Genomic DNA, 21,859 nt, shown 5'->3' with positions numbered 1-21,859 from the left:
CTTCGACGGGTGTGCGGGCCGCTATCATCCCGGGCCATGAACTTCTTCGCGGTCTTGCTGGCGCTGGTGTGCGAGCAGCTCAAGCCTCTGCCGCACGGGAATCCGGTCCACCAAGGCATGATCGCCTGGGTGCGCTGGACCGGGCGCAACTTCGACGCGGGCCGGTCGCACCATGCGGCCGTCGTGTGGACGATCACCGTCGTCGGTCCGGCCCTGCTGGTCGGGGCGATCTACGCGCTCGTGCGGCCCTACAGCCTGCTGCTTTCGCTGGCGATGGATGTGCTGGTGCTCTATCTGACGCTGGGCTTCCGCCAGTTCAGCCACTACTTCACCGACATCCGTGACGCGCTGGAGCGTGGCGACGAGCTCGAGACCCGTCGCCTGCTCGCCGAGTGGCGTCACCTCGACGCCAGCGAGCTGCCGCGTACCGAGCTGCTGAGGCACGTGCTGGAGCACTCGCTGCTTGCCGCGCACCGGCATGTCTTCGGGGTGTTCTTCTGGTTCGTGCTGTTCTCGACGCTGGGCCTGGGCCCGGCGGGCGCGGTGCTGTACCGGATGGCTGAATTCGCCGGCCGCTACTGGGCCTTCAAGAGCCGCACGCTGGACGCGCCGACCAACGAGCGCCTGATGGAGCTCTCGCGCAAGCTGTTCGGGATGATCGACCACATCCCTGCGCGCCTGACGGCGACGGGCTTCGCGATCGTGGGCAACTTCGAGGAGGCGGTGAGTTCCTGGCGCCGCGACTCGGCGCTGTGGGCCCACGACAACGAGGGGATCATCCTCGCTTCCGCCGCGGGTGCCGTCGGCGTGCAACTGGGCGGCAGCGCCGCTCCAGGCGTCACGCCCGACCGGAGCAAGACCTTCGAATCTGGCGGCGACATGGATGCGACGCGGGCGGAAGGTTCCACCGGTGGTGTCCCACCGCAACTGGGTCACCTGCAGAGCGTGGTCGGCCTCGTCTGGCGCTCGGTTGTCTTGTGGATGATGCTGCTGGCCCTACTGACGCTGGCGAACCTGGTGGGCTGAGTGCGCCTTCCGCGCGCAGACGCTCTCCAGAGCTTGGCCGGGTCCGGCGGCGAAGCCGAGCGTTCCAAAACTGACTTGAGCGCCGTCTGTCCGAGCGGCGCGAACCGCAGGTGAGCAAAGCGAGTTGGCGCGCCCGCGAGGCCCGAGCCGCCGGACCCGGCCAAGCTCTGCGCACGCCCCAACCGGAAGTTCAGGCGTCCCGCACATCGGCCAGCACCTGCTGGCCGAAGTCTTTTCTGGCGAGGAACTTCAGCACCTGAGCCGCGGTGTCCCCGGCGCTGGCCAACTGGCCTTCGGCCTTGAAGGCGGCAAAGCGGTCCCGGTCCGGGAACTTCGACGAATCGCCCCCGCGCAACTGGGCCTGCATGTCGGTGTCGATGATGCCGGGCGCCAGCGAGACGACGCGTGCGGCGCGTTCCCCCTTGGCTGCCTTGTGTTCCTCGTCCAGCGCCATGGCGCGGCTGAGGTTGTCCATGCCGGCCTTGGCCGCGCAATAGAGCGCGCTGCCGGCCATCGCGCGGCGGCCCAGGCCGGACGAGATGTTCAGCACCTTGCGCTCGGCGGGCCAGTCGCGGGTGGCATCGAGGAAGGCCGCGCTCATCAGCACAGTCGCCTCCAGGCCGACGCGCAGCGCGGCGGACAGTGCCTCCAGCGACTCTCCGTCGATGGGGCCGGGCGTGGTGACGACGCCGGCGTTGTTGATTAGCGTCGCGGTGGTCCATTCGCGGGGCTGCGTGCGCAGCCAGTCGGCCAGGCGCTGCGCGATCGCCAGCGGGCTAGACAGGTCCGCCTGCCATTGCTGCAGCGGCAGGCCGCGCTCATGGGCGAAGCGCTCCAACGCCTCGCTGCGTCCCCGGGCGATGCCGATGACCAGATGACCGGCCTCGAGCGACTGGCGCGCCAGCGCCTCGCCCAGGCCGCGCGAGCTGCCGGTGATGATCGTGAGGGAATGAGCTTGGGAAGAGTCGGTGGACACGGTCGAGGACATTGGGAATGCTCCTTGGGCGGATGGCGGGATGCACGCTCAGAAATCGGGCGGCGAATGCAATGAAAGCGGCGGCGCATCGAGCACCGCCGGCAGGTTGAGGTCCCGTGCATGCAGCAGCAGGCGGGGTGCCTGCGCGAGGACCTCCGGCGGCGCGTACAGCGCGTCGCCGAGGATGGGATGACCGGCGGCCAACAGATGCACCCGCAGCTGGTGCGAGCGCCCGGTGACCGGCTCGAGTTCGACGCGCGTGGTGCGCGCCGCGACATCGCGATCGAGCACCCGCACGCGGGTCAGGCTGGGTTTGCCGCGCTCGTGGTCGACCATCTGCCGCGGGCGATTCGGCCAATCGACGATCAGCGGCAGGTCGATCTCGAACGCGTCGCGTTCGACGAGGCCTGCCACCACCGCCTCATAGCGCTTGTCGACGAGCCTCGCGGCGAAGGCCTCGCTGAGCGCGCGCTGAATCGCCTCGCCGCGCGCGAAGACGATCAGGCCGGAGGTCGACTGGTCCAGCCGATGCACGATCAGCGCATCCGGAAATTCAGCCGCCACGCGCGCCCAGGCGCAGTCCTGCTTGTGCTCGCCGCGGCCGGGCACGGACAGCAGGCCCGACGGCTTGTCGACGACGACGCGCCATCTGTCCGCATGGACGATGGTTAGTGCCGGCAGGGTCGGATCAATCATCGAGGCATCGTTGAAGCATCATCCAGGAATCACCCAACGTCGTTGCAGCTCAGAACTGGTGGATCCACCCGGACTGCATCGCCGACTGCGGATTCGATCCTGCCGCGCTGACCGCTTCGAGCGCTTGCGCCGCGGGCACGCCCAGCCGCTTCAGCACGCAAGCGGCCATCGTGCCGGTGCGGCCCATGCCGGCGGCGCAATGCAGCAGCACGCGGTCGCCCATGCGCAGGCCCTGCGCGATGTGCTCCACACCCTGCCGGAACGCCGCACTGTCCGACGCGAGACCGAAATCGCGCATCGGCACATGCAGCCAGCGGAAGGGCAGCCGGCCCTCGGCGATCGCCTTGTGATACGGCGGCGAGAGCTCGGCGACTTCCTCGAGCGGGTTGAGGCAGACCACCACGTTGAGCTGATTCAGGCGCGCCTCGTCGAGGAAGGCGCCCCAGGACTCGCGGCGGCCCGGCATCGACTGCAGCCACAGCCGGCCCGGGATGGCGTCGGGGAGGGGGAGGGGTCGGAAAGCCATGCCCCGATTGTCGGGTCTCCCTGCTGGAGGCGATGTTAATCAACTAAAAGTTTATTAATTTGACGGGCGGCGCGATCATCGCGGCATGGCGTTCAGCGCCTCGTTCGACGCCCCGCCGAAGCAAGGCTCGAAGTCACAACAACGCAAGCGGAAGGAGCTCGCCATGATCAGGATCCAGGGACTCGACCATCTCGTGCTGCGCGTGCGCGATCTACCGGCGGCGCTGCACTTCTATGTGGACCTGCTGGGTTGCACCGTCGAGCGGCGTCAAGAGGAGATCGGGCTGGTGCAGTTGCGTGCGGGCGCGCAGTTGATCGACCTCGTGCCGCTGGACGGCAAACTCGGCCGTGTCGGTGGCGCAGGCCCGGGCGCGGAGGGGCGCAATGTCGACCACTTCTGCCTGCGCGTCGAGACGCTCGACGAGCCCGCGCTGCGTCGCTGGCTGACGTCGCAAGGCGTCACCGTCGACACTTACGGCTCCCGCTACGGCGCGGAGGGCGACGGACCGTCGCTGTACCTGTTCGATCCCGACGGCAATGCCCTCGAGCTTAAGGGCCCGCCCTGGCCGGCGGGGCTGCACGAGGCGCTGGACCAGTCGGTGAAGTTCGGCCCCATGTACGGCACCGAGGCGCTGCCGCTCTTCAACCATCTGCCGATGGCGCTCGGCGCGCTGGCTCGGCTGGGCGCGCCGCGCGAATCGCTGCAACGGCACATCGACCATTGGGCGCCGCTGTCACGTGTCGCGGACGATGACGGCGTGCCGCCGCCCTCCGTCGAGGACGCGCTGCGCCGCGTGCTGGCCGCGCCCGAAGCGCAGGCCTTCCATGTCGCGATCCGGCTCGCCTATGCGCTGCAGTCGGGGCATCGTCAAGAGCTCGACGCGGCGCTGAGGACGACGATCGGGCTGGAGAGCCCGCTCGGCGCGCCGGTGCCGGCGGGGCAGGGGCGTGAAAGCCTTCGTGAAGTCATCGATGCGGTGCGTGCCGATCCCGCGCTCGCCATGCCGGCGATGCCGGGCACGCTGATCACGACGCGGATGCAACATGCCGCGACGCTGCCGGGCTTCGACGGCTACGTGGAGCGCCCGCGATTGACGCTCGATGCGCTGGCGGAAGCCTCGCTGGCCGTGTACCTGTCGCGGCACCAGTTCGCCTCGTTGCATCTGGTGACGGGCACGCATGCGCTGCGCGTGCTGCTGGAGGCCGCCGCCTCACGTGGCCTGGCCGTCGACGAGGGTCAGGTCTTGCGCACCGTCTGGCGCGCGTGGCTGGGCACGTATCTGTCGGAACTGCGTCCGGCGCCGGCCTGGGCGCTGGTCCACGCGGGACACGCGACGGAGGACGACTGGACGCGCGAGCTGCCCGCGCTGCACGCGTCGATGAACGACCACCGCATCAAGGTCGCCGACGCCGCGCGCGAGGAATGGCGCCATCGCGGCTGGCCCGGCTATGCCTTGTGTCTGCGCCGCGAAGGGGCCGCACAATGAGCGCCGTGCTGTCTTCCTCCGAGTCCTCCGCGACTGCCACCTCGCCGGCGCCGCTGCGCCATCCGCATCTGCTGCTCTGGGCCGTCTGCGCGCTCGCGCTGATGAGCACCGCCGGCGTCGCGCTGCCGTACCCGATCCTGGCGCCGATCTTCGTCAGCGGGCCGGTCGACGACTTCACCCATTTCCTCGGCCTGCGGCCGGAGCTGCTGATGGGCCTGGCGCTGGCGGTGAACCCGGCCGGCATCCTGGTCGGCAGCCTGGTGATCGGGCCGATGTCCGACCGCTACGGCCGGCGCCGTGTGCTCAGCGTCACCATCACCGCGACGCTCGTCGGCTACGGGCTGAGCGCTTTCGCGCTGGCGTCGCGGGACTATCCGCTGTTCGTGCTGTCGCGCTTCGCGACGGGCCTGACCGAAGGCAACGTCGCCGTCGTGCGGGCGCTGCTGGCCGACTGGCATCCGCAGCTCGAGCGCACGCGCAGCTTCGCCTGGCTCAACGCGAGCCTCTACATCGGCTGGCTGGTCGGGCCGCTGCTCGGCGGCCTGACGCTGCCCTGGGGCGAGGCGGTGCCCTTCATCGTGGCGGCCGTCGTGATCCTGCCTTGCCTGGTGCTGCTCGGCTTCGGGCTGCCCGACGACCGGCCGACCGCCAAGCCCGAAGGCGGGATGCTCGCCGCCATGCGGCGCCAGCAGTCGCTGGGGCTGATCGCCCAGGATCCCGTGTTGCGCCACCTCGCGCTGCTGCAGCTGGCGTACACGCTGGGCGTCAACGCGCTGTACGAGTTCGCGCCGCTGTGGATGCTGCAGCAGGCGGGACTGGACAGTCGCGGCATCGCGCTGGTCACCGCGGTGCAGTGCGCCGCGATGACGGCGGCCAGCATCTTCGCGGCGCGCATCGGCTCCGGGCCGACGCCGCTGCACCGCGCGGCGCGTTTCGCGGTCGTCGCGGCGATCGGGCTGCTGGCCTTGAGCCTCGCGCCCTCATGGCTGGGACTTGCGTTGATCCCGTTGCTGGGGGTGCCGCTCTCGTTCTACAACGCGCTGATGCCGGCATGGATGTCGGAGCGCTTCGCCGCGCATGGCCAAGGCCGCGTGATGGGCCTGCTGACGACGGTCTTCTGCCTGTCCAACACCTTGATCGCGCTGATCGGCGGCGCGCTGGGCATGCTGTCCGCGCGCTGGATCATGCTGCTGGGCGGCACGATGTGCCTGGGCGCGGCGATCGGCTTCATCCGCTTCGCGAGGCGCCACTCATGAGTCAAGGGAACGAGGACCGGCTGCTGTTCGAGCTCAAGAGCCGCGGCCCGCAGGCGGCGGCCGCGCTGGCGGCAACTGTCGCGATCACGCCGATGGGCGCGCACAAGCTGCTGGCGCGCCTGGAAGAGCAGGGACTCGTCGTCGCGCAGGACGATCAGCGCGGCGAGGCCGGACGGCCGCGCAAGCTGTGGTCGTTGACGGCGGCGGGCCACGGGCGTTTCCCGGATCGGCATGCCGATCTCACGGTGCAACTGATCCAGCAGGCGCGCGCGGTCTTCGGCGAGGCAGGACTCGATCAACTGATCGGTGCTCGCGAGCGCGACAGCGAGCTGCGTTATCGAGCGGCGATCGACCGGTGTCGCACGACCGGCGACCGTGTGCGCGAGCTCGCTCGGCTGCGCGCGGAAGAGGGCTACATGGCCCGCGCCGAGCGCGTCGGCAAAGACTGGCTATTGGTCGAAGACCATTGCCCGATCTGTGCCGCCGCACAGAGCTGCCAAGGCTTCTGCCGCTCGGAGCTGGCGCTGTTCGAGCGCTGCCTGGGGCCCGGACTTACCGTCGAGCGCACCGAGCATCTGCTGGCCGGCGCGCGGCGCTGTGCCTATCGGATCAGCGCGGTGTAGTGGACTGCAGAGTCCGCTGGCCCTCACCCCCACCCTCTCCCGCAAGCGGGAGAGGGAGCAAGAAGGGCGCCAATGTCACGAGACGATGTAGGCCGCGGCGCCGGTGGCCAGCAGTCGGCCCTGCTCATCGGTGAACGCCATCCGCGTGTTGGCGACGCGGCTGCCTAGCCGCATCACCTCGGCCTCGCAGCGGAAGAGGGCGCCGATGGCGGGCCGCAGGTAGTCCACGCGCAGGTCGATCGTGCCGAGCTTGGCGAAACGCTGCAGCCGTTGCTGCGGCGCTTCGTCGAGATGTCGCGCGCCGATCGCCGCCATCACCGCCAGGCCGCCCATCGAATCGAGCGTTGCGCTGATCACGCCGCCGTGCAGCCGGTTGTGGGCGTAGTGCCCGACCAGGTCCGGCCGCATGGGAATGTGGGCCCGCACGATCTCGTGCTGCAGCTCGTCGATCTTCACGCCGAGCACCTGGTTGAAGGTGATCAGCGTTTCGAAGATCTCGCACAGGGCGGTGGTGAACTCGGGCTCGAAGGGGCTCTTCACGTCGGTCATGGGCGCGGACCATAACGCAAGGCCGCGCGCGGCAGGAGAGCGCTCGCCCTAATCCGCGCGGACAAGCACGCCGTGTGTGCGCCGCTCCCCTTGAGCCGCGTCAGTCCACGCGTGCTCCCGACGCCTTCACGATCGGCTCCCACCTGGCGATGTCCTGCTTCAGCATGGCCGCCAGCGCGGTCGGGCCGCCGCTGAGCGGCTCCACGCCCAGCGCCTTGAGCTTGGCCAGCGCATCGGGCGCGTTCATCACCGAGCTCACGTCCTCGGACAGCTGCTTCGTGATCGCGTCCGGCGTCCCGTGGAGGGCGAAGAGTCCGACCCAGAGCTCACCCGCGAATCCCGGGACGACCTCGCCGATCGCGGGGACGTCCGGCAGCGCGGAGGAACGCTTGGGCGAGCTCACGCCGAGCGCGACGAGCTTGCCGGCGCGCACGAACTCGAGGCACGACGGCAGGCTCGCGAAACCGACGCTCACCTGACCGCCCAGCATGTCGGTCAACGCGGGCCCGACGCCCTTGTACGGCACATGCTCGAGCTGCAGTCCGGCGGAGCGGTTGAGCATTTCGCCGAGCAGGTGGTTCAACGAGCCGTTGCCGGCCGACGCGTACTGGTAGGACGGGCTCTTCGCCTTGGCCGCCGCGATGAAGCCCTTGAGGTCCCGCGCCGGGAAACCCGGGTGGACCACCAGCACGTTGGGCACGACGCCGATCGGCGCGATGGGATCGAAGTCCTTCACGGGGTCGAAGCCGATGCGCCGGTACAGCGCCGGATTGATCGCCTGCGTGCTGCTGATCGTCAGCAGCAGCGTGTAGCCGTCCTTCGGCGCGCGTGCCGCGAGCTCGGTGCCGATGTTGCCGCCCGCGCCGGCGCGGTTGTCGATGTTGAAGACCTGGCCGTATCTCTCGGTGAGCTTCTGCGCCAGGATGCGACCCACCGCGTCGTTCGTGCCCCCTGGAGCCTGCGGCACGACGATGGTCACCGGCTTGCCGGGATAGGCCTGCGCCCGCGCGGCGGGCACGACCGCGTTCAAGGCGGAAAAGGCGGTGAAGGCGCAGAACTCTCGCTTCGTCAGCATGACGTTGTCTCCTGTTGTTGTCTTGGGGTCGGGGTCGTCCGGGGCCGCGGAACGCCGAAGCGGCGAGTGCGCTCAGCCGTCGCCGAGGGGGCTGAGGCCGGCCTCGATGAGCAGGGCCTTCGCGCGCAGGACCACCGGCTTGTCGATCATCAGATCACCGAGCTTGGTGGCGCCGAGGCCGTCGCGATCGGCGATGTCGAAGGCGGCGACGATGGCGCGCGCCTGCGCCACCTGCTCGGTCGTTGGCGTGTAGCAGGCGTTAATAGCGTCCACGAACTTCGGATGCACGACCACCGCGCCGCGGAAGCCGAGCGAGCGGGCCTGCTGCAGCAGTGCTTCGAAATCCTCGACGTTGCCGAGGTTGGCGATCGAGCCGACGAAGCCCACGGGCAGCACGCCGGCCGCGCGCGCCGCGTACAGCACCATCAGGCTCGGCGTGAGCAGCGCCTGAGGCGTCGGAAGGCCGCCGGCGTCGAGCGAGAAGTCCTCGCTGCCCAGCATCATGGAATGCACGCGCGGCGAGGCCGCGGCGATGTCGTGGAGCCGTGGCAGCGCGGCCGCGGACTCGATCTGCAGCAGGAAGCGCACCCCGCCCGCCGGCAGACCGGCCGATCGTTCGAGTTCGTCGACGACGCCGGCCAGCAGCTGGACATCGCGGGCGTGCTCGGCCTTCGGCAGCACCAGCAGGCGCAGGCCCGGCGACACGGCGGCGCGCAGGTCGTCGATGGCGGTGTTCAGCGCGCCGTTGACGCGCACCGCAGCGGCCTTGCCGCTTGCGTGCACGCGTCCGATCGCGGTCGCCACGCCGGCACGCGCGGCCGCCTTCCTGCTCGGATGCACGCCGTCCTCGAGATCCAGGATCACGACGTCGGGCGTCTTGTTCAAGGCGCTTTGAAGCAGACGCTCGTTGTCGGCGGGGACGAAGAGGTAGGACCGGTAGAAGCGGTGCGACGGAGCGGTCGATGCGGTCGATGCAGGCAATGCGGAGTGGGCGTTCATCACCGGTCCTTCAGCCATTTGTCGTTGTCCTGGCCGAGCGCCGGTGCGGGTCGGCGCACCGGCGGACGCGCGCCGTTGATCTTGAAGGGAACAGCGTGCACGGACACCGTGCGGCCGTCCGGCGTCTGCGCGTCCAGCAGCAGTTCGCGCTCTCGCACGTAGGGGTGCTTGAGCAGGTCCTCGATGTCGCAGACCTCGCCAGCGGTGATGTCGCGTTCCTCGAAGAAGGCCAGGGCTTCGGCCAGCGTGAGCGTCGACAGGTGCCCCTGGATCAACTCGTCGAGCGCGTCGATGTTGGCGAGCCGCGCCTCGTGCGTGGCGAAGCGTTCGTCCTTCAGGGCCTCGGGCATCCCGATACCGGCGAAGAGCCGCTGCAGCGTGCCCGCCATGCCCGCGGACAACGCGACCCAGCGTCCGTCTTTCGTCGCGTAGACGTTGCGCGGTGCATGCGTCGGCGAGCGGCTGCCGGACCGTTGCGTGGCCTGGCCGGTGAGCTGGAACTCGGAGGCCTGCGGGCCGAGCATCGAGAACAGCGGCTCGAAGAGCGAGAGGTCGATCTCCTGGACCGTCGGCGAGGGATGGGCGCGCTGGCGATGCAGGGCGGCCAGCGCGGCGGTCGCTCCGTGCAGGCCCGCCACCGAGTCGGCGAGCGAGAAGGGCGGCAGCACCGGTGGCCGGTCCGCATGGCCGTTCATCGCGGCGAAGCCGCTCATCGCCTCGATCAGCGAGCCGAAGCCGCCTTTCTTCGCGAACGGGCCCGTCTGTCCCCAGCCGGAGATGCGGACCACGATCAGGCGCGGGTTCAGCCGCTGCAGCGCGTCGATGCCCAGCCTCATTTTCTCGAGCGTGCCGGGGCGGAAGTTCTCGACCAGGATGTCGGCGCGCGTGATCAGCGATCTCAGCGAGGCCATGCCGTCGTCCGAGCGCAGGTCCAGCGCGACGCTGTCCTTGTTGCGGCTGTACTCCATCCAGTAGGTGCTCACGCCCTGGCGCTGCCAGGCGCGCAGGTCGTCGCCGCGCTCCGGCGACTCGATCTTCACGACCGACGCACCGAGATCGGCGAGCACATGCGTCAGCACGTTGCCCGACACCAGCCGCGACAGGTCGATCACGACGACATCCGACAGCGGCTGGCGCTCGTCGGAGAGGGAGGGCTCAAGGCTCATGGAGGCGCTTCCTTTCATGGAAGCAGCCTACGGATGCGCGCCGTCGCTGGGAAATACGGATGTCGGCTAGGCGCTAGTCGGATCCGGACTAGCGGGCGTGCGGAGCGCGCTGCGCGGGAGTCGTGCGCGGCCTCACGCGCGGAGGTAGTGAAGCGCTACGCCAGCGTCGCGGGCCACTGCCCGGTCAGCACGAGTTCCCGGATCACTTCATCGACGAGATCGCTCACCGCGCGTGCCGCGGGCCCTGGCGAGCGGGTCAGCGCGAAGCAGCTGCAGATGGTTCGCCGGATCTCCGGATCGCGGATCACGGCCTGGCGCAGACGACCCTGGCGCAGTTCCTCGCTCACCGAGCCCGGCGAGAGGATCGTGAACGCGAGCCCCGCGGCGACGGCGCTCTTGACCGCGGGCAGCGAGTCGATCTCGGCCACCACGTCGAGCTCGACGCCATGGGCCCGGCAGGCCGCGTCGATGATGCGCCGCAGCCCGTGCTCCGTGTTGGGCAGGATCATGGGAAAGTGGCTCAGCTCGCGCAGCGCGAGCTCGCGCCCCAGCGGCTGCGCGCCGGCACCCGCGGCGCCCACCAGCACCAGCTGCTCCGTCAGCAGCTGCCGTTGCGACAACCATGGCTCCTGGCGGTCTTCGAACAGGATGCTGAGTTCCAGCCGCCCCGCCTGCAGCCATTCGCGCAGGAAGCCGCTGTGGCTCTCGACGATGCGCAGCCGCACGAGCGGCAGCCGCGTCCGCACCAGGCGCAGCAGCGGCACCGTCGCCGCCAGCGCGACGGTCGTGGGCAGGCCCAGGATGACCTCGCCGGCGAGGTGCTGTCCGTCGGCCAGCACCGAGGCCTTGGCGGCCTCGAGTTCCGCCAGCACCTTGCGCGCCTGCTCGACGAAGCGGCGGCCGTTGTCGGTCAAGGCCATGCCGCGGCTGGAGCGGATGAACAGGGGCGCGCCGAGTTCCTCCTCCAGCGCGACGATGTGCTGGCCGAGCGCGGGCTGGGCCAGGTGCAGCAGCCTGGACGCCTTCAGCAGGCTGCCGGCGTCGGCGACGCCGATCAGATACCTCAGCTGGCGCAGTTCCACGAGATGATCTCCAGAGGCCGCTCAGGGTGCGGCCCCTCACACCATACCGAAGTGCGCGCCGTGTGGTCTGACGCCGATGCGCCAATCGCGCACCGGGCGCCTTGGCACAATGCGCGGCATGAGCGACACGACTTCCCCCGCGACTTCCACGGCAGGCGACACCGCCCGTCCCGACGGTTTCCTCCGCGTGCGCGCCGCGTTGCGCGCGCTGTCCCACGAACACGAGCCGCGTTGGCTCGAGGTCTCGGCCCGCAGCTCGCAGGAGGCGGCCGACGCCCTCGGCGTCGCGCTGGGGCAGATCGCCAAGAGCGTCGTGTTCAAGCGCAAGTCCGACGGCGCGGCCGTGCTGGTGATCGCCTCCGGCGACAAGCGCGTCGACGAGCGCAAGCTCGAGCTCCACACCGGCAAGCTCGGCCGCGCCGATGCCGACTACGTGAAGGCGAGTACCGGTTTCTCGATCGGCGGCGTGTCGCCACTCGGCTTCCAGCCGGCGGAGGAGGGCGCCGCCCCGCAGCTGTTCATCGACCAGGAGTTGTTCCGCTTCGACGCGATCTGGGCCGCGGCCGGCCATCCGAACGGCGTGTTCCTGATGACGCCGCAACAGCTGGTCGCGCTGACCGGCGCGCCGGTGATCGAGGTCGCGCAGTGAGCGACGTCGCCCGCACGCCTGAAGGCCGCGTCGCCTCGCCCTGCATCAACATCTGCAAGATGCATGAGCCCACCGCGCTGTGTCGCGGCTGCGCGCGCACCATCCCCGAGATCGCCGGCTGGAGCAAGTCGGACGACGAGTCGCGCATCCGCCTGCTCGCGCTGCTGCCCGAGCGCCGCGCGCTGCTGATCGCGCACGGCGCGCTCGCCACCGAGCCGCTGCCCAAGGTCTGAACGGAGCGACGATGGTCACGATCGATTTCTACTTCGACCCGATCTCGCCGTATGCGGCGCTCGCCTTCGAGCGGCTGCCCGAGGCGCTGGCCGGTCGCAGCGTCGCGGTCCGCTACGTGCCCATCCTCTTCGGCGCGATGCTGAAGGCGCTCGACCACAAGGGCCCCGCCGAGATCCCCGGCAAGCGCGACTGGACCTACCGCCAGGTGTCGTGGCTCGGCCACCGGCTCGGCGTGCCGCTGGACCTGCCGGCGGCGCATCCTTTCAATCCCTTGCCCTTGCTGCGCCTGTTGTGGGCCACCGCGCCAAGCGCCCACGACGGACTCGGGACGCCGGGCCGCTACGCGGTCGAACGCGTCTTCCACCATGTCTGGCGCGGCGGGCTCGACGCGGCGGATCCGCAGCGCCTGGCCGAACTGACGGCGGACCTCGCGCCGATGCGCGATCCTGCCTCGGCCGAGGTCAAGGCCGCGCTGCGCGGGGCCACCGATGCCGCCGTCGCGCGCGGCGTCTTCGGCGTGCCGACGATGGGCGTCGACGACAAGCTGTTCTGGGGCCTCGACGCGATGGAGATGCTGACCGGCTACCTCGATGGCGACACGTGGTTCGACGGTCCCGCGTGGGACGCGGCGCGGACCTTGCCGGTGGGCGTCCAGCGCGGTTGAGCGCGGGCGGTCGTCGAGACGACGACGAGGTCGCTTCGCCCTCGAATGTCGCCGTAGGGACATACCCTCTGATGCGGCGCGCAGGCACCGAAATTCCGCATCGAGAAATGCGAAGCGAGGGTTGCACCCGGGTTTGTCAGTCTGAGGCAAGCAAGTCGTCAGAAACGGGTCAGAGCGCGCTCGGATAGTCGCTCCCCAAGGGCCATCGGTCGATGGCTCTGGGAAATCCCGAGGAGACAATCCCATGGCAACTGCAAGCGCAGTGACCACCAATGCGCCGATGACGGCCGAAGAGAAGAAGGTGATCTTCGCCTCTTCGCTGGGCACGGTGTTCGAGTGGTACGACTTCTACCTGTACGGCTCGCTCGCCGCGATCATCGGCAAGCAGTTCTTCACCGGCCTGGATCCGACGGCGCAGTTCATCGCGTCGCTGATGGCGTTCGCGGCGGGCTTCATCGTGCGTCCGTTCGGCGCGCTGGTGTTCGGCCGCCTGGGCGACATGATCGGCCGCAAGTACACCTTCCTGGTGACGATCCTGATCATGGGCCTGTCGACCTTCATCGTCGGCGTGCTGCCCACCTATGACACGATCGGTCCCGCCGCGGCGGTGATCCTGGTCGGCCTGCGCCTGCTGCAAGGCCTGGCACTGGGCGGCGAATACGGCGGTGCCGCGACCTACGTCGCCGAGCACGCCCCGCACGGCAAGCGCGGCGCGTACACGTCGTGGATCCAGACCACGGCGACGCTGGGCCTGTTCCTGTCGCTGATCGTCATCCTGGGCACCCGCACGGCGCTCGGCGAAGCGACGTTCGCGGCCTGGGGCTGGCGTATCCCGTTCATCGTGTCGATCCTGCTGCTGGCGATCAGCGTGTGGATCCGGCTGTCGATGAACGAGTCGCCCGCCTTCCAGAAGATGAAGTCCGAGGGCAAGACCTCCAAGGCGCCGCTGTCCGAGTCCTTCGGCCAGTGGAAGAACCTGAAGGTCGTGCTGCTGGCGCTGTTCGGCCTGGTGGCCGGCCAGGGCGTGGTCTGGTACACGGGCCAGTTCTACGCGCTGTTCTTCCTGCAGAGCGTGGTCAAGGTCGATCCGGCCGCGGCCAACATCATGGTGGCGGTGGCGCTGCTGATCGGCACGCCTTTCTTCGTCGTGTTCGGCACGCTGTCCGACAAGATCGGCCGCAAGCCGATCATCATGGCGGGCCTGCTGCTGGCGATCCTGACCTACTTCCCGCTGTTCAAGGCGCTGACCAACGCGGCCAACCCGGACCTGGCGAAGGCCCAGGCGACCGCGCAGATCACGCTGACGACCGATCCGGCGCAGTGCTCGTTCCAGGGCAGCCCGATCGCGCGCGACGTGGACTTCACGACGCCTTGCGACATCGCCAAGCGCGCCCTGGCGCAAGCCGCGGCGAACTACGAGACCGTGCCCGGCGCGGCCGGTTCGGGTCAGGTCAAGATCGGCGACAAGGTCATCGAGGCGCCGACCGCGACGCTGACCGCCGGTGGCCACAAGTTCGACGAGGACAGCGCGAAGAAGATCGCCGCGTTCAAGAAGGACCTGGCCGACGCGATGAAGGCCGCGGGCTACCCGGCCAAGGCCGACCCGGCCAAGGTCAACACGCCGCTGGTGATCGCGATCCTCGCGGTGCTGGTGCTGTACGTGACCATGGTCTACGGCCCGATCGCCGCGATGCTGGTGGAGCTGTTCCCGACCCGGATCCGCTACACCTCGATGAGCCTGCCGTACCACATCGGCAACGGCTGGTTCGGCGGTCTGCTGCCCTCGATCAGCTTCGCGATGGTGGCGCAGAACGGCAACATCTATCACGGCCTCTGGTACCCGATCGGCATCGCCGCGCTCACCCTGGTGATCGGCCTGCTGTTCGTCCGCGAGACCAAGGACGTGGACATCTACGCCCGCGACTGAGCGAGCGCTCCGCACCAACGAAAAGGGCGGCCGAAAGGCCGCCCTTTTTCATGGTCGCGGATCGTCAGCCGGCGGCCTTCATCTGCTGCGCCCTCGCCAGCACCGAGGACGCGTACTCGGCGGCCTTGATCTCGCGGCCGTAGGAGTCGGTGGCGCCCGGCGCCCAGTTGTCGCCGCCGTTGTACTTCTGCAGCATGTTGGTGGCGTCGCCGCCCTTGTCCGCGAGGATCACGCCGGCCATGGCGACCTGGTCCTTGGGATCGTTGTGGTCGTAGGCGTGCCCCATCTTTTCCTGGAACTTGCCGGCGTAGGCCTGGCGGGTGCCGGGCTCGACCTGCATCAGGCCGTCGCCCGCGCTGGGACTGCCGTTCAGACCCTTGCCGAACTGGCTTTCCTTCTCCATCTGCGCGGCCAGGATGTAGGGATCGACACCCGTCTTCCTGCCGGCCTCCTGGCAGTCTTTCCACAACTCCGCGGGCATGCCGGCGGGGCCCTTGCCGCCGCTCGTCGAGGACACGTCGCCCACGCCCGACGGCGAGCCGGTGTTCGACACCGGCGGTGCATAGGACGGCTGCTGGGCCTGATAGGCGTTGTTGGGCTGGTAGGCATTGGAGGGGCCTTGCGGACCGCACGCGCCCTGGGGACCGCCGGCGCCCGAAGCACCCGATGGGCCACCGACGGCCGACGGGCCGCCACCGCCACCGCCACCGCCTCCACCACCGCCTTGTGCACCCTGCTGCTGTTGCTGCAGCGCCTTCATGATCTCGTTGATCAGGAGGTTGAGGATCTGGAGGATCACCTCGGTCAGTCGGGCCTGGATCTCGGCCGCGCCGCCCGGCGCCTGCGACAGGCCCGAGAGGCCTCCCGCCTGGCCAAGGGAATCGAGGCCGCCCAGGCCGCCGAGGCCTCCGAGCGGTTGGTTCTGGAAGCTCACGGACATGGCAGGTCTCCTTCTGGGGTTGCTGACGACAAAAGGCCATCTTGGGCACCCTTGCGCGCGTCGCTGGCCAGATCCGAAGCGGCGTCCTGATCCCCGAAGACATCGAGAAGTTGGACGCCGGCCTCGCTGCTTCGCGCCGAGGGCGAAGATTTCGCGATGCGAGCTTCGATCGCGTCGGCTGCATGCCAGGCTCATCGAGAGCGGCCACCGTGAGCAACCCCCATGTACCTGCAGTCCACGCCTTCCTTCGACAGCACCGCCCCGTTCGATCCCATGTCGGGCAGTGGCGGCGGGTTCCCTTCCGTGCTGCCCGCGCCGGAAGCGTCCTGGAACGGGCGACGCATCCTGTCCGCGTGCCTGCTGCTGGCCAGCCGGACCGGCCGGCATGACGAGGCCGCTCACATCGGAGCGGCGCTCGCGCGGGACCTGGGCGACGAGCGGGCCGTCAAGGTGCTGATGGCGGTGGGCGCGCTACTCGGCGGGGATGCCTCGGTGGGCCGCGCGGAACTGGCGCACGAGCAGCATTCCGGGGAGGCCGACGCCGCCACGCTGGTGTTCGCGATGGTCGACCGGCTGGCCGGCGGCCAGCACGAGTGGCGGCCGCTGGTCGAACGGGTGCTGTCCACCAGCAGCGATCCGACGTGGCGCGCGATCGCTTATGCGATCGAGCAGATCGGCTGAGCCGCACCGGCATCACGCTTGGATACAGGTGGCGCTCAGCCTGCTGTCAGGCTTGCTTCCCACAATGGCCTCCGACCCGGTCAGTCTGTCGCGACCGGCAACCTCAAGAGGAATTCGGAGCCATGTGGAAAATCGTCGTTGGATTCATCGTCTTCGCTGCCATCGCGCTGTTCGTGCTGATGAAGAGCGGCGGCAACATCGACCTGACGGGCGAGAAGCACGACGTGACCGGCGGTCACGCGGACCAGGCCGCGAGCGATGCGGCCTCGGCGGCGATGGCGGCTGCGTCTGCGGCCCTGCCGGCAGAAGCGGCTTCCGTCGCCGCGTCGGGCGCGTCGCAGTAAGCAGCGCCACACCTGCGCCGCATCACGCGGCGCAGACCCGAGGACCGGTCACCCGCCCCGGTCCTCGCCGGTGGCGCGCAGCGGCGCGTCGACCGGCAATCGCATCATCATCCACGTGCCTTCGCCCGGCCGCGAGATCACCTCGATCTGACCGCCCAGCACGTTCGTCACGATGTTGTGCACGATGTGCATGCCCAGGCCCGAGCCGCCCTTGCCGAGCTTGGTCGTGAAGAAGGGGTCGAAGATCCGGCGCACGATCGACGCATCCATCCCGTGGCCGTTGTCGTCGACGCAGAGCTCCACCGTGGCCTCGTCGAGCCGGTGGCAGCTCACCCGCACCTCGCCCTGCGCCTCGCCCTCGAAGGCGTGGACCAGCGTGTTCATCAAGAGGTTGGTCAAGACCTGACCCAGCGCGCCGGGATAGCTGCTCATGCGCAGGTCCGGCTGCAGGTCGGTGACGATGCGGAAGGGCGTGTGCTTGAAGCTCGGCTCGACCATCACGAGCACGTCCTCCACCACCTGCGCCAGCTCGAAGTCGCGCCGCGTGTCGCTGGTCTGGTCGATGGCCACCTGCTTGAAGTCGCGCACGAGGTCGGCCGCCTTCTGCACGTTGCGATGCAGGATGTCCTGGCCGCGTCGCGTGTCCTTGACGAGCTCCTCGAGCTGGCTGCGCCGCATCGGCGTGTTGTCGGTCAGCATGCGGTCGAGCTTGCCCCAGCGGTCCTCGAGCGCCGACACCACCGTCAGCGCATTGCCGAGCGGCGTGTTCAGCTCATGCGCGACGCCCGCGACCAGCCGGCCGAGCGAGGCCAGCTTCTCCGACTCCACCAGCTCGCGCTGCGCGGTCTTGAGGTTGGCCAGCGCCTGCGTGAGTTCGGCGTTGGATTCGGTCAGCTGGACGGTGCGCTGCGCCACCTGGTCCTCGAGCGTGCTGGCATGACCGCGCAGGTCGTCGAAGGCCTTCAGCAGCGCGAGCCGCATGCGCTCCATCGCCTTGCCGACGCGTGCGATCTCGTCCTCGCCGCCGAAGGCCAGCGGCTTGTCGAGCTGGCCGGACGCGAGCTCGTCGGCGGCCTCGGACAGCCGCGCCATCGGGCGCAGCACGCGGCGCTGCATCACGACGAGGATCAGCCCCAGCGACACCGTCAGCGTCAGCAGGCTGCGCCACAGCGCGTTCCAGAGATCGTCGCGCTTGCGCGCCATCAGCGGTTCGGCGCTCATGACCACGGTCAGCTTGGCGATCTCGCGGCCGTCGCGCAGCACGGAGCGCGTCTCGCTGAGCGTCATCGCGTCGTCGGGCGTGCCGCGGTGGAACTCGATGAAGGCCTGCTGCGCGGCGTTCTCGGTCACGACGACGGAAACGAAGCGGGGATCGTCGACCTGCGCCTTGACCATGGGCTCGGCCAGGTCGGGCGAGACCTGCCAGATCGGCTCCGCCAGCGACAGCGCCAGCACCTCCGAGACGCGCGACAGGTCGCGCTGCAGGTCCTCCATCACGACGCGGCGGCTCAGCTGCTGCTCGTACAGCAGCACGCCGCCGGTCGGCAGGGCCAGGCCCGCCAGCAACGCCAGGATCACGGCGCTGCGCAGAGAAGTCTTCATCAGGGCCACGTCCGTCCCTCTCAACCCTTGTGACGGCCGATTATGCAAGTCGACGATGACGACCTCATGCGGCGAAACGCTCATCCGCCGCCAGCACCGTCACGCGGTTGCGGCCCTGGGCGCGCGAGGCCTGCAGCGCCTGGTCGGCGCGGCCGATGAAATCCCGCGCGCTGTCGCCCTGGCCGAGCTGCGTGACGCCCACCGACAGGCTCAGGCGCCGGTCCGCGGCCACCTGCAGCTGCGCGACGCCGTGGCGCAACTGTTCGGCGAGCGTGTAGGCCTCGTGAAGGCCGGCGCCCGGGATGAGCAGCGCAAACTCGTCGTCCTCGATGTGCGCGGCGACGTGGTGGCTCTGCGCGACGCTGCGCACGGCGTTGGCGACCTGCCGCAGCGTGTCGTTCAGGAGTGCCTCGCCGAGGCGCTCGCGCAGCGCCGGAAAGTCGTCGATGTCGCCCAGCAGCAGGCACGGCGCCGTCGGCGTGCCGGCGTCGGGGCTGCGCAGGCAGTCGGCCAGCGCGCGGTCGAAACCGCGGCGGTTGCTCAGGCCCGTCAGCGGATCCAGCAGCGCCTCGCTGCGCGCGCGGTGGACCTCCTGCCGCAGCGACGCGACCTCCTGGCGGCTCGCCTCCAGCTTCGCCGCCAGGCCGAGGACCGCGTGGCGCATGTCCTGCGTGCCCTGCAAAGCGGCGGCCAGCACCTGGACGTGCTGCCCTGGCGCGGCCTCGCGCAGCGAGCGCTCCCAGCCCTGCAGCGCCCGCGCGTACTGCTGCACCTGCTGGCCCGCCTGGTCGGTGCAGTCGGACACGCCGCGCAGCACGTCGCCGACGTCCTGCGCCAGCGTGACGGCCATCTGTTCATCGAGCTCGGCAATGTGCTTGCGGTAGAGCGCCCAGGTCTGCGGCTCGTCCAGCGTCGCGCCGTCCTGGGTCAGTCCCATCAGCTCGCGGCTGAGCGCGCCGTTCATCGCGGTCACGTGCTCGTACCAGACGGCATAGGTGACCGGATGCAGCGCGGCGCGCTGTCTGGACATCAACGGCAAAGCGGTCCGCAGCGCCTGTGCGCTGGCGGCAATGCTCTCGGTGTACCTCATCGGCAGGGTCCCTCGCAGGTCCGGAACCTGTCACGTCCGTCGACGCGCGGTCCCTTGTCGTTTCCTATCCCCACTTCCACTTCCATTTGCGCCGTGCGCCGCTCGATGGCGGCAGGCGCTCCCGGACTTCGGCGCGGTGGGGCCAGGTCTTGAGGGCACCACTGCACCTTGGCGGCGCGGGCCGCAACTATTCACGCGACATGGGACAGGGGAGGGGACACGCCTTCGAAGACCGAGCAGAAGCCGGCGGCACCGGTGCCCCTCTGCGCTCAATCGCCTCCTCACGCTCGGCATTCGCTTCGAGGGGCACCGGCGCCGCCGGCTTCGAGACACCGTAGGCTTCGGGTCTCGGGCGGCAAGCGTGCATTGCCCCTTCGCGAATGCGGTCAGCGCCCCGATTCCTAGAATCGGCCGCATGAGCAGTTCCACTTCCGCGACGCCGGTCGCTTCTCCCGATGCGGCCTCGTCGCGCGTGCCGCTGAGCGGACTGCTGCTGGCCGTCGGCGGCGCGATCGGGTTCTCCGGCAAGGCAATCATCGTCAAGCTGGCCTATCGCCACGGCGTCGACGCGATCACGCTGCTGATGCTGCGCATGCTGCTCGCACTGCCGCTGTTCCTGCTGCTGGCCTGGTGGGCGGGCCGCGGCAAGCCGGCCCTCACCGGACGCGAGAAGCTCGCCGTGCTCGGCCTGGGCTTCAGCGGCTACTACCTCGCAAGCTTCCTGGACTTCGCCGGCCTGGCCTACGTCAGCGCGAGCTTCGAGCGGCTCATCCTGTACCTCAACCCGACCATCGTGCTGCTGCTCTCGTGGGCGATGTTCGGACGCCGCGTGACGCTGCGCCAGGCGGGCGCGCTGGCGGTCAGCTACGCCGGCGTGCTGCTGGTCTTCGGGCATGAACTGCAGGTCGCCGGCGCGAACGTGTGGCTCGGCGGCGCACTGGTCTTCGGCAGCGCGGTGTCGTACGCGCTGTACCTCGTCTACAGCGGCGAATGGGTCAAGCGCCTCGGCGCCATGCGGCTCACCGGCCTGGCGACGTCGGTCGCCTGCGGCTTCTGCATCGCGCAGTTCCTGCTGACGCGGCCGGTGTCGGGGCTGGCGGATCTCGCGCCAGCCGTGTGGTGGCTGTCGGTGCTGAACGCGCTGGCCTGCACCTTCGCGCCGGTGCTGATGGTCATGATGGCGATCGAGCGCATGGGGGCGGGTGTCGCCGCGCAGACCGGCATGGTCGGCCCCATGTCCACGATACTGATGGGCGTGCTGATCCTCGACGAGCCGCTGACCGGCTGGGTCGTCGCGGGCACAGTGCTGGTGCTGGGCGGCGTGTGGTTGCTCGCGCGCCAGCGGCGCTGACAAGCTGAAGTCCTCTTGCTCCCTCTCCCGCTTGCGGGAGAGGGCAGGGGTGAGGGCCCGCGGCGGTGGCAGTGCTGAAGCCTTCTTGCGAGGGCCGACGAATCTAGAACGGAGATCGACATGGACTTGGGACTGACGGGCAAGTGGGCCCTGGTGTGCGCGGCCTCGAAGGGCCTGGGTGCTGGCTGTGCCGAGGCGCTGGCCGCCGAAGGCGTCAACGTGGTGATCACCGCGCGGGGTGAGGAGGCGCTGCAGGCGCAGGCCGCGAAGCTGCGCGCGCTCAACCCGGCCGTGCAGGTCGTGGCCGTGGCAGGCGATATCACCACCGAGGCCGGCCGCGCCGCCGCGCTGGCCGCCGCGCCGCAGGTGGACATCCTGATCAACAACGCGGGCGGCCCGCCGCCCGGCGATTTCCGCGACTGGGAACGCGAGCAGTGGCTCGCCGCGCTGGACGCCAACATGCTGACGCCGATCGCGCTGATCAAGGCGACGGTGGACCAGATGGCCGGACGGGACTTCGGCCGCATCGTCAACATCACCTCGGGCGCGGTGAAGGCGCCGATCGACGTGCTGGGCCTGTCCAACGGCGCTCGTTCGGGCCTGACCGGCTTCGTGGCCGGCATCGCGCGCCAGTCGCGCATCGCCGGCCGCAACGTGACGATCAACAACCTGCTGCCGGGCGCGTTCGACACCGAACGCCTGCAGAAGACGATGGCCGCCGGCGCGCAGAAGTCCGGACAGCCGGTCGACGACGTGCGCGCCAAGCGCATGGGTGCGATCCCGGCGCAGCGCTTCGGCAGCGCGGCGGAGTTCGGCGCCATCTGCGCGCTGATGTGCTCGGCGCACGCGGGCTACCTGACCGGGCAGAACATCCTGCTGGACGGCGGTTCCTACCCGGGCACGTTCTGAACGTCGGC

General features: G+C 69.7%; 23 protein-coding genes and 1 pseudogene. 13 read left to right on the top strand and 11 right to left on the bottom strand.

What is annotated here, in order from left to right:
• Window positions 1-36: 36 nt before the first annotated feature.
• Entirely contained in the window at window positions 37-1,026 is a 990-nt protein-coding gene (locus AC07PR_RS06875; protein WP_495134809.1) for a CobD/CbiB family protein, read from the top strand.
• Between the two features lie 190 nt (window positions 1,027-1,216).
• On the opposite strand, the gene AC07PR_RS06870 is transcribed toward AC07PR_RS06875, so the two are convergent.
• From AC07PR_RS06870 to AC07PR_RS06860, 3 genes are read right to left on the bottom strand one after another with little or no spacing between them, the layout of a single operon-like run.
• On the bottom strand, window positions 1,217-2,014 hold the full coding sequence (locus AC07PR_RS06870; RefSeq protein WP_495134808.1) for an SDR family NAD(P)-dependent oxidoreductase: 798 nt from the start codon (window positions 2,012-2,014) through the stop codon (window positions 1,217-1,219).
• Window positions 2,015-2,050: 36 nt separating this feature from the next.
• The gene (locus tag AC07PR_RS06865) at window positions 2,051-2,698 is read right to left on the bottom strand and encodes a pseudouridine synthase (RefSeq protein ID WP_495134807.1); all 648 of its coding nucleotides are present in this window, start codon (window positions 2,696-2,698) and stop codon (window positions 2,051-2,053) included.
• 49 nt (window positions 2,699-2,747) lie between these two features.
• Window positions 2,748-3,224 carry a protein-tyrosine phosphatase family protein gene (locus AC07PR_RS06860; protein ID WP_495134806.1) on the bottom strand — a complete coding sequence of 159 codons (477 nt, stop codon included), beginning with the start codon at window positions 3,222-3,224 and terminating at the stop codon, window positions 2,748-2,750.
• Window positions 3,225-3,387: 163 nt separating this feature from the next.
• Here AC07PR_RS06860 and AC07PR_RS06855 point away from each other — a divergent pair.
• The 4 genes and pseudogenes from AC07PR_RS06855 to AC07PR_RS06840 all read left to right on the top strand — a co-directional run.
• A pseudogene (locus tag AC07PR_RS06855) lies at window positions 3,388-3,795 on the top strand (VOC family protein); the annotation flags it as partial.
• A 42-nt stretch (window positions 3,796-3,837) separates the two neighbouring features.
• On the top strand, window positions 3,838-4,710 hold the full coding sequence (locus AC07PR_RS06850; protein ID WP_495134857.1) for a questin oxidase family protein: 873 nt from the start codon (window positions 3,838-3,840) through the stop codon (window positions 4,708-4,710).
• A 5-nt stretch (window positions 4,711-4,715) separates the two neighbouring features.
• Window positions 4,716-5,966, top strand: coding sequence for an MFS transporter (locus AC07PR_RS06845; RefSeq protein WP_377156043.1), 1,251 nt, complete (start codon window positions 4,716-4,718; stop codon window positions 5,964-5,966).
• Complete coding sequence (locus tag AC07PR_RS06840; protein ID WP_495134805.1) at window positions 5,963-6,589, top strand: helix-turn-helix transcriptional regulator; 627 nt, start codon at window positions 5,963-5,965, stop codon at window positions 6,587-6,589. Before AC07PR_RS06845 ends, AC07PR_RS06840 begins: the two co-directional genes overlap by 4 nt.
• Window positions 6,590-6,664: 75 nt before the next feature.
• On the opposite strand, the gene AC07PR_RS06835 is transcribed toward AC07PR_RS06840, so the two are convergent.
• The 5 genes from AC07PR_RS06835 to AC07PR_RS06815 all read right to left on the bottom strand — a co-directional run bounded on the left by AC07PR_RS06835 (window position 6,665) and on the right by AC07PR_RS06815 (window position 11,460).
• Window positions 6,665-7,138 (bottom strand): thioesterase family protein, encoded by a 474-nt coding sequence (locus AC07PR_RS06835; RefSeq protein WP_377156039.1) that lies wholly within the window; start codon window positions 7,136-7,138, stop codon window positions 6,665-6,667.
• A 100-nt stretch (window positions 7,139-7,238) separates the two neighbouring features.
• Entirely contained in the window at window positions 7,239-8,213 is a 975-nt protein-coding gene (locus tag AC07PR_RS06830) for a Bug family tripartite tricarboxylate transporter substrate binding protein (RefSeq protein ID WP_495134804.1), read from the bottom strand.
• Window positions 8,214-8,285: 72 nt separating this feature from the next.
• Window positions 8,286-9,212, bottom strand: a complete 927-nt coding sequence (locus tag AC07PR_RS06825; RefSeq protein ID WP_495134803.1) for an HpcH/HpaI aldolase/citrate lyase family protein — start codon at window positions 9,210-9,212, stop codon at window positions 8,286-8,288.
• Window positions 9,212-10,378 (bottom strand): CaiB/BaiF CoA transferase family protein, encoded by a 1,167-nt coding sequence (locus AC07PR_RS06820; RefSeq protein WP_495134802.1) that lies wholly within the window; start codon window positions 10,376-10,378, stop codon window positions 9,212-9,214. Before AC07PR_RS06820 ends, AC07PR_RS06825 begins: the two co-directional genes overlap by 1 nt.
• 155 nt (window positions 10,379-10,533) lie before the next feature.
• Complete coding sequence (locus AC07PR_RS06815; protein ID WP_495134801.1) at window positions 10,534-11,460, bottom strand: LysR family transcriptional regulator; 927 nt, start codon at window positions 11,458-11,460, stop codon at window positions 10,534-10,536.
• Window positions 11,461-11,578: 118 nt separating this feature from the next.
• On the opposite strand from AC07PR_RS06815, the gene AC07PR_RS06810 reads away from it, so the two are divergent.
• The 4 genes from AC07PR_RS06810 to AC07PR_RS06795 all read left to right on the top strand — a co-directional run bounded on the left by AC07PR_RS06810 (window position 11,579) and on the right by AC07PR_RS06795 (window position 14,934).
• Window positions 11,579-12,109, top strand: a complete 531-nt coding sequence (locus AC07PR_RS06810; protein WP_483105766.1) for a YbaK/EbsC family protein — start codon at window positions 11,579-11,581, stop codon at window positions 12,107-12,109.
• On the top strand, window positions 12,106-12,342 hold the full coding sequence (locus tag AC07PR_RS06805; RefSeq protein WP_377156027.1) for a DUF1289 domain-containing protein: 237 nt from the start codon (window positions 12,106-12,108) through the stop codon (window positions 12,340-12,342). Before AC07PR_RS06810 ends, AC07PR_RS06805 begins: the two co-directional genes overlap by 4 nt.
• Before the next feature lie 11 nt (window positions 12,343-12,353).
• The gene (locus tag AC07PR_RS06800; protein WP_495134800.1) at window positions 12,354-13,007 is read left to right on the top strand and encodes a 2-hydroxychromene-2-carboxylate isomerase; all 654 of its coding nucleotides are present in this window, start codon (window positions 12,354-12,356) and stop codon (window positions 13,005-13,007) included.
• 244 nt (window positions 13,008-13,251) lie between these two features.
• On the top strand, window positions 13,252-14,934 hold the full coding sequence (locus tag AC07PR_RS06795) for an MFS transporter (protein ID WP_377156023.1): 1,683 nt from the start codon (window positions 13,252-13,254) through the stop codon (window positions 14,932-14,934).
• A 64-nt stretch (window positions 14,935-14,998) separates the two neighbouring features.
• On the opposite strand, the gene AC07PR_RS06790 is transcribed toward AC07PR_RS06795, so the two are convergent.
• Window positions 14,999-15,874: a transglycosylase SLT domain-containing protein gene (locus AC07PR_RS06790; protein WP_483105768.1), complete on the bottom strand. Its 876-nt coding sequence runs from the start codon at window positions 15,872-15,874 to the stop codon at window positions 14,999-15,001.
• 222 nt (window positions 15,875-16,096) lie between these two features.
• On the opposite strand from AC07PR_RS06790, the gene AC07PR_RS06785 reads away from it, so the two are divergent.
• Both AC07PR_RS06785 and AC07PR_RS06780 read left to right on the top strand, forming a co-directional pair.
• Window positions 16,097-16,555: a hypothetical protein gene (locus AC07PR_RS06785; protein WP_495134799.1), complete on the top strand. Its 459-nt coding sequence runs from the start codon at window positions 16,097-16,099 to the stop codon at window positions 16,553-16,555.
• 122 nt (window positions 16,556-16,677) lie between these two features.
• Window positions 16,678-16,899 carry a hypothetical protein gene (locus AC07PR_RS06780; RefSeq protein ID WP_377156019.1) on the top strand — a complete coding sequence of 74 codons (222 nt, stop codon included), beginning with the start codon at window positions 16,678-16,680 and terminating at the stop codon, window positions 16,897-16,899.
• Between the two features lie 48 nt (window positions 16,900-16,947).
• Here the strand turns inward: AC07PR_RS06780 and AC07PR_RS06775 are convergent, their stop codons facing one another.
• Window positions 16,948-18,501 carry a sensor histidine kinase gene (locus AC07PR_RS06775; protein WP_495134798.1) on the bottom strand — a complete coding sequence of 518 codons (1,554 nt, stop codon included), beginning with the start codon at window positions 18,499-18,501 and terminating at the stop codon, window positions 16,948-16,950.
• Window positions 18,502-18,565: 64 nt separating this feature from the next.
• The gene (locus tag AC07PR_RS06770) at window positions 18,566-19,591 is read right to left on the bottom strand and encodes a GGDEF domain-containing protein (protein WP_495134797.1); all 1,026 of its coding nucleotides are present in this window, start codon (window positions 19,589-19,591) and stop codon (window positions 18,566-18,568) included.
• Window positions 19,592-20,006: 415 nt separating this feature from the next.
• Between AC07PR_RS06770 and AC07PR_RS06765 the strand changes: the two genes are divergently transcribed.
• Window positions 20,007-20,942: a DMT family transporter gene (locus AC07PR_RS06765; RefSeq protein ID WP_495134796.1), complete on the top strand. Its 936-nt coding sequence runs from the start codon at window positions 20,007-20,009 to the stop codon at window positions 20,940-20,942.
• A gap of 120 nt (window positions 20,943-21,062) precedes the next feature.
• Complete coding sequence (locus AC07PR_RS06760) at window positions 21,063-21,851, top strand: SDR family NAD(P)-dependent oxidoreductase (RefSeq protein ID WP_495134795.1); 789 nt, start codon at window positions 21,063-21,065, stop codon at window positions 21,849-21,851.
• The last annotated feature ends 8 nt before the right edge of the window (window positions 21,852-21,859 follow it).

Source organism: Roseateles sp. GW821-FHT09H11 (genome assembly GCF_059415845.1).
This window is presented reverse-complemented; position numbering and strand designations above follow the sequence as displayed.

Coding starts and splice junctions, on each gene's coding strand:
- AC07PR_RS06875 (WP_495134809.1), top strand. CDS start 37: ATGAACTTCTTCGCGGTCTTGCTGGCGCTGGTGTGCGAGCAGCTCAAG.
- AC07PR_RS06870 (WP_495134808.1), bottom strand. CDS start 2,014: ATGTCCTCGACCGTGTCCACCGACTCTTCCCAAGCTCATTCCCTCACG.
- AC07PR_RS06865 (WP_495134807.1), bottom strand. CDS start 2,698: ATGATTGATCCGACCCTGCCGGCACTAACCATCGTCCATGCGGACAGA.
- AC07PR_RS06860 (WP_495134806.1), bottom strand. CDS start 3,224: ATGGCTTTCCGACCCCTCCCCCTCCCCGACGCCATCCCGGGCCGGCTG.
- AC07PR_RS06850 (WP_495134857.1), top strand. CDS start 3,838: ATGTACGGCACCGAGGCGCTGCCGCTCTTCAACCATCTGCCGATGGCG.
- AC07PR_RS06840 (WP_495134805.1), top strand. CDS start 5,963: ATGAGTCAAGGGAACGAGGACCGGCTGCTGTTCGAGCTCAAGAGCCGC.
- AC07PR_RS06835 (WP_377156039.1), bottom strand. CDS start 7,138: ATGACCGACGTGAAGAGCCCCTTCGAGCCCGAGTTCACCACCGCCCTG.
- AC07PR_RS06830 (WP_495134804.1), bottom strand. CDS start 8,213: ATGCTGACGAAGCGAGAGTTCTGCGCCTTCACCGCCTTTTCCGCCTTG.
- AC07PR_RS06825 (WP_495134803.1), bottom strand. CDS start 9,212: ATGAACGCCCACTCCGCATTGCCTGCATCGACCGCATCGACCGCTCCG.
- AC07PR_RS06820 (WP_495134802.1), bottom strand. CDS start 10,378: ATGAGCCTTGAGCCCTCCCTCTCCGACGAGCGCCAGCCGCTGTCGGAT.
- AC07PR_RS06810 (WP_483105766.1), top strand. CDS start 11,579: ATGAGCGACACGACTTCCCCCGCGACTTCCACGGCAGGCGACACCGCC.
- AC07PR_RS06800 (WP_495134800.1), top strand. CDS start 12,354: ATGGTCACGATCGATTTCTACTTCGACCCGATCTCGCCGTATGCGGCG.
- AC07PR_RS06795 (WP_377156023.1), top strand. CDS start 13,252: ATGGCAACTGCAAGCGCAGTGACCACCAATGCGCCGATGACGGCCGAA.
- AC07PR_RS06790 (WP_483105768.1), bottom strand. CDS start 15,874: ATGTCCGTGAGCTTCCAGAACCAACCGCTCGGAGGCCTCGGCGGCCTG.
- AC07PR_RS06785 (WP_495134799.1), top strand. CDS start 16,097: ATGTACCTGCAGTCCACGCCTTCCTTCGACAGCACCGCCCCGTTCGAT.
- AC07PR_RS06780 (WP_377156019.1), top strand. CDS start 16,678: ATGTGGAAAATCGTCGTTGGATTCATCGTCTTCGCTGCCATCGCGCTG.
- AC07PR_RS06775 (WP_495134798.1), bottom strand. CDS start 18,501: ATGAAGACTTCTCTGCGCAGCGCCGTGATCCTGGCGTTGCTGGCGGGC.
- AC07PR_RS06770 (WP_495134797.1), bottom strand. CDS start 19,591: ATGAGGTACACCGAGAGCATTGCCGCCAGCGCACAGGCGCTGCGGACC.
- AC07PR_RS06765 (WP_495134796.1), top strand. CDS start 20,007: ATGAGCAGTTCCACTTCCGCGACGCCGGTCGCTTCTCCCGATGCGGCC.
- AC07PR_RS06760 (WP_495134795.1), top strand. CDS start 21,063: ATGGACTTGGGACTGACGGGCAAGTGGGCCCTGGTGTGCGCGGCCTCG.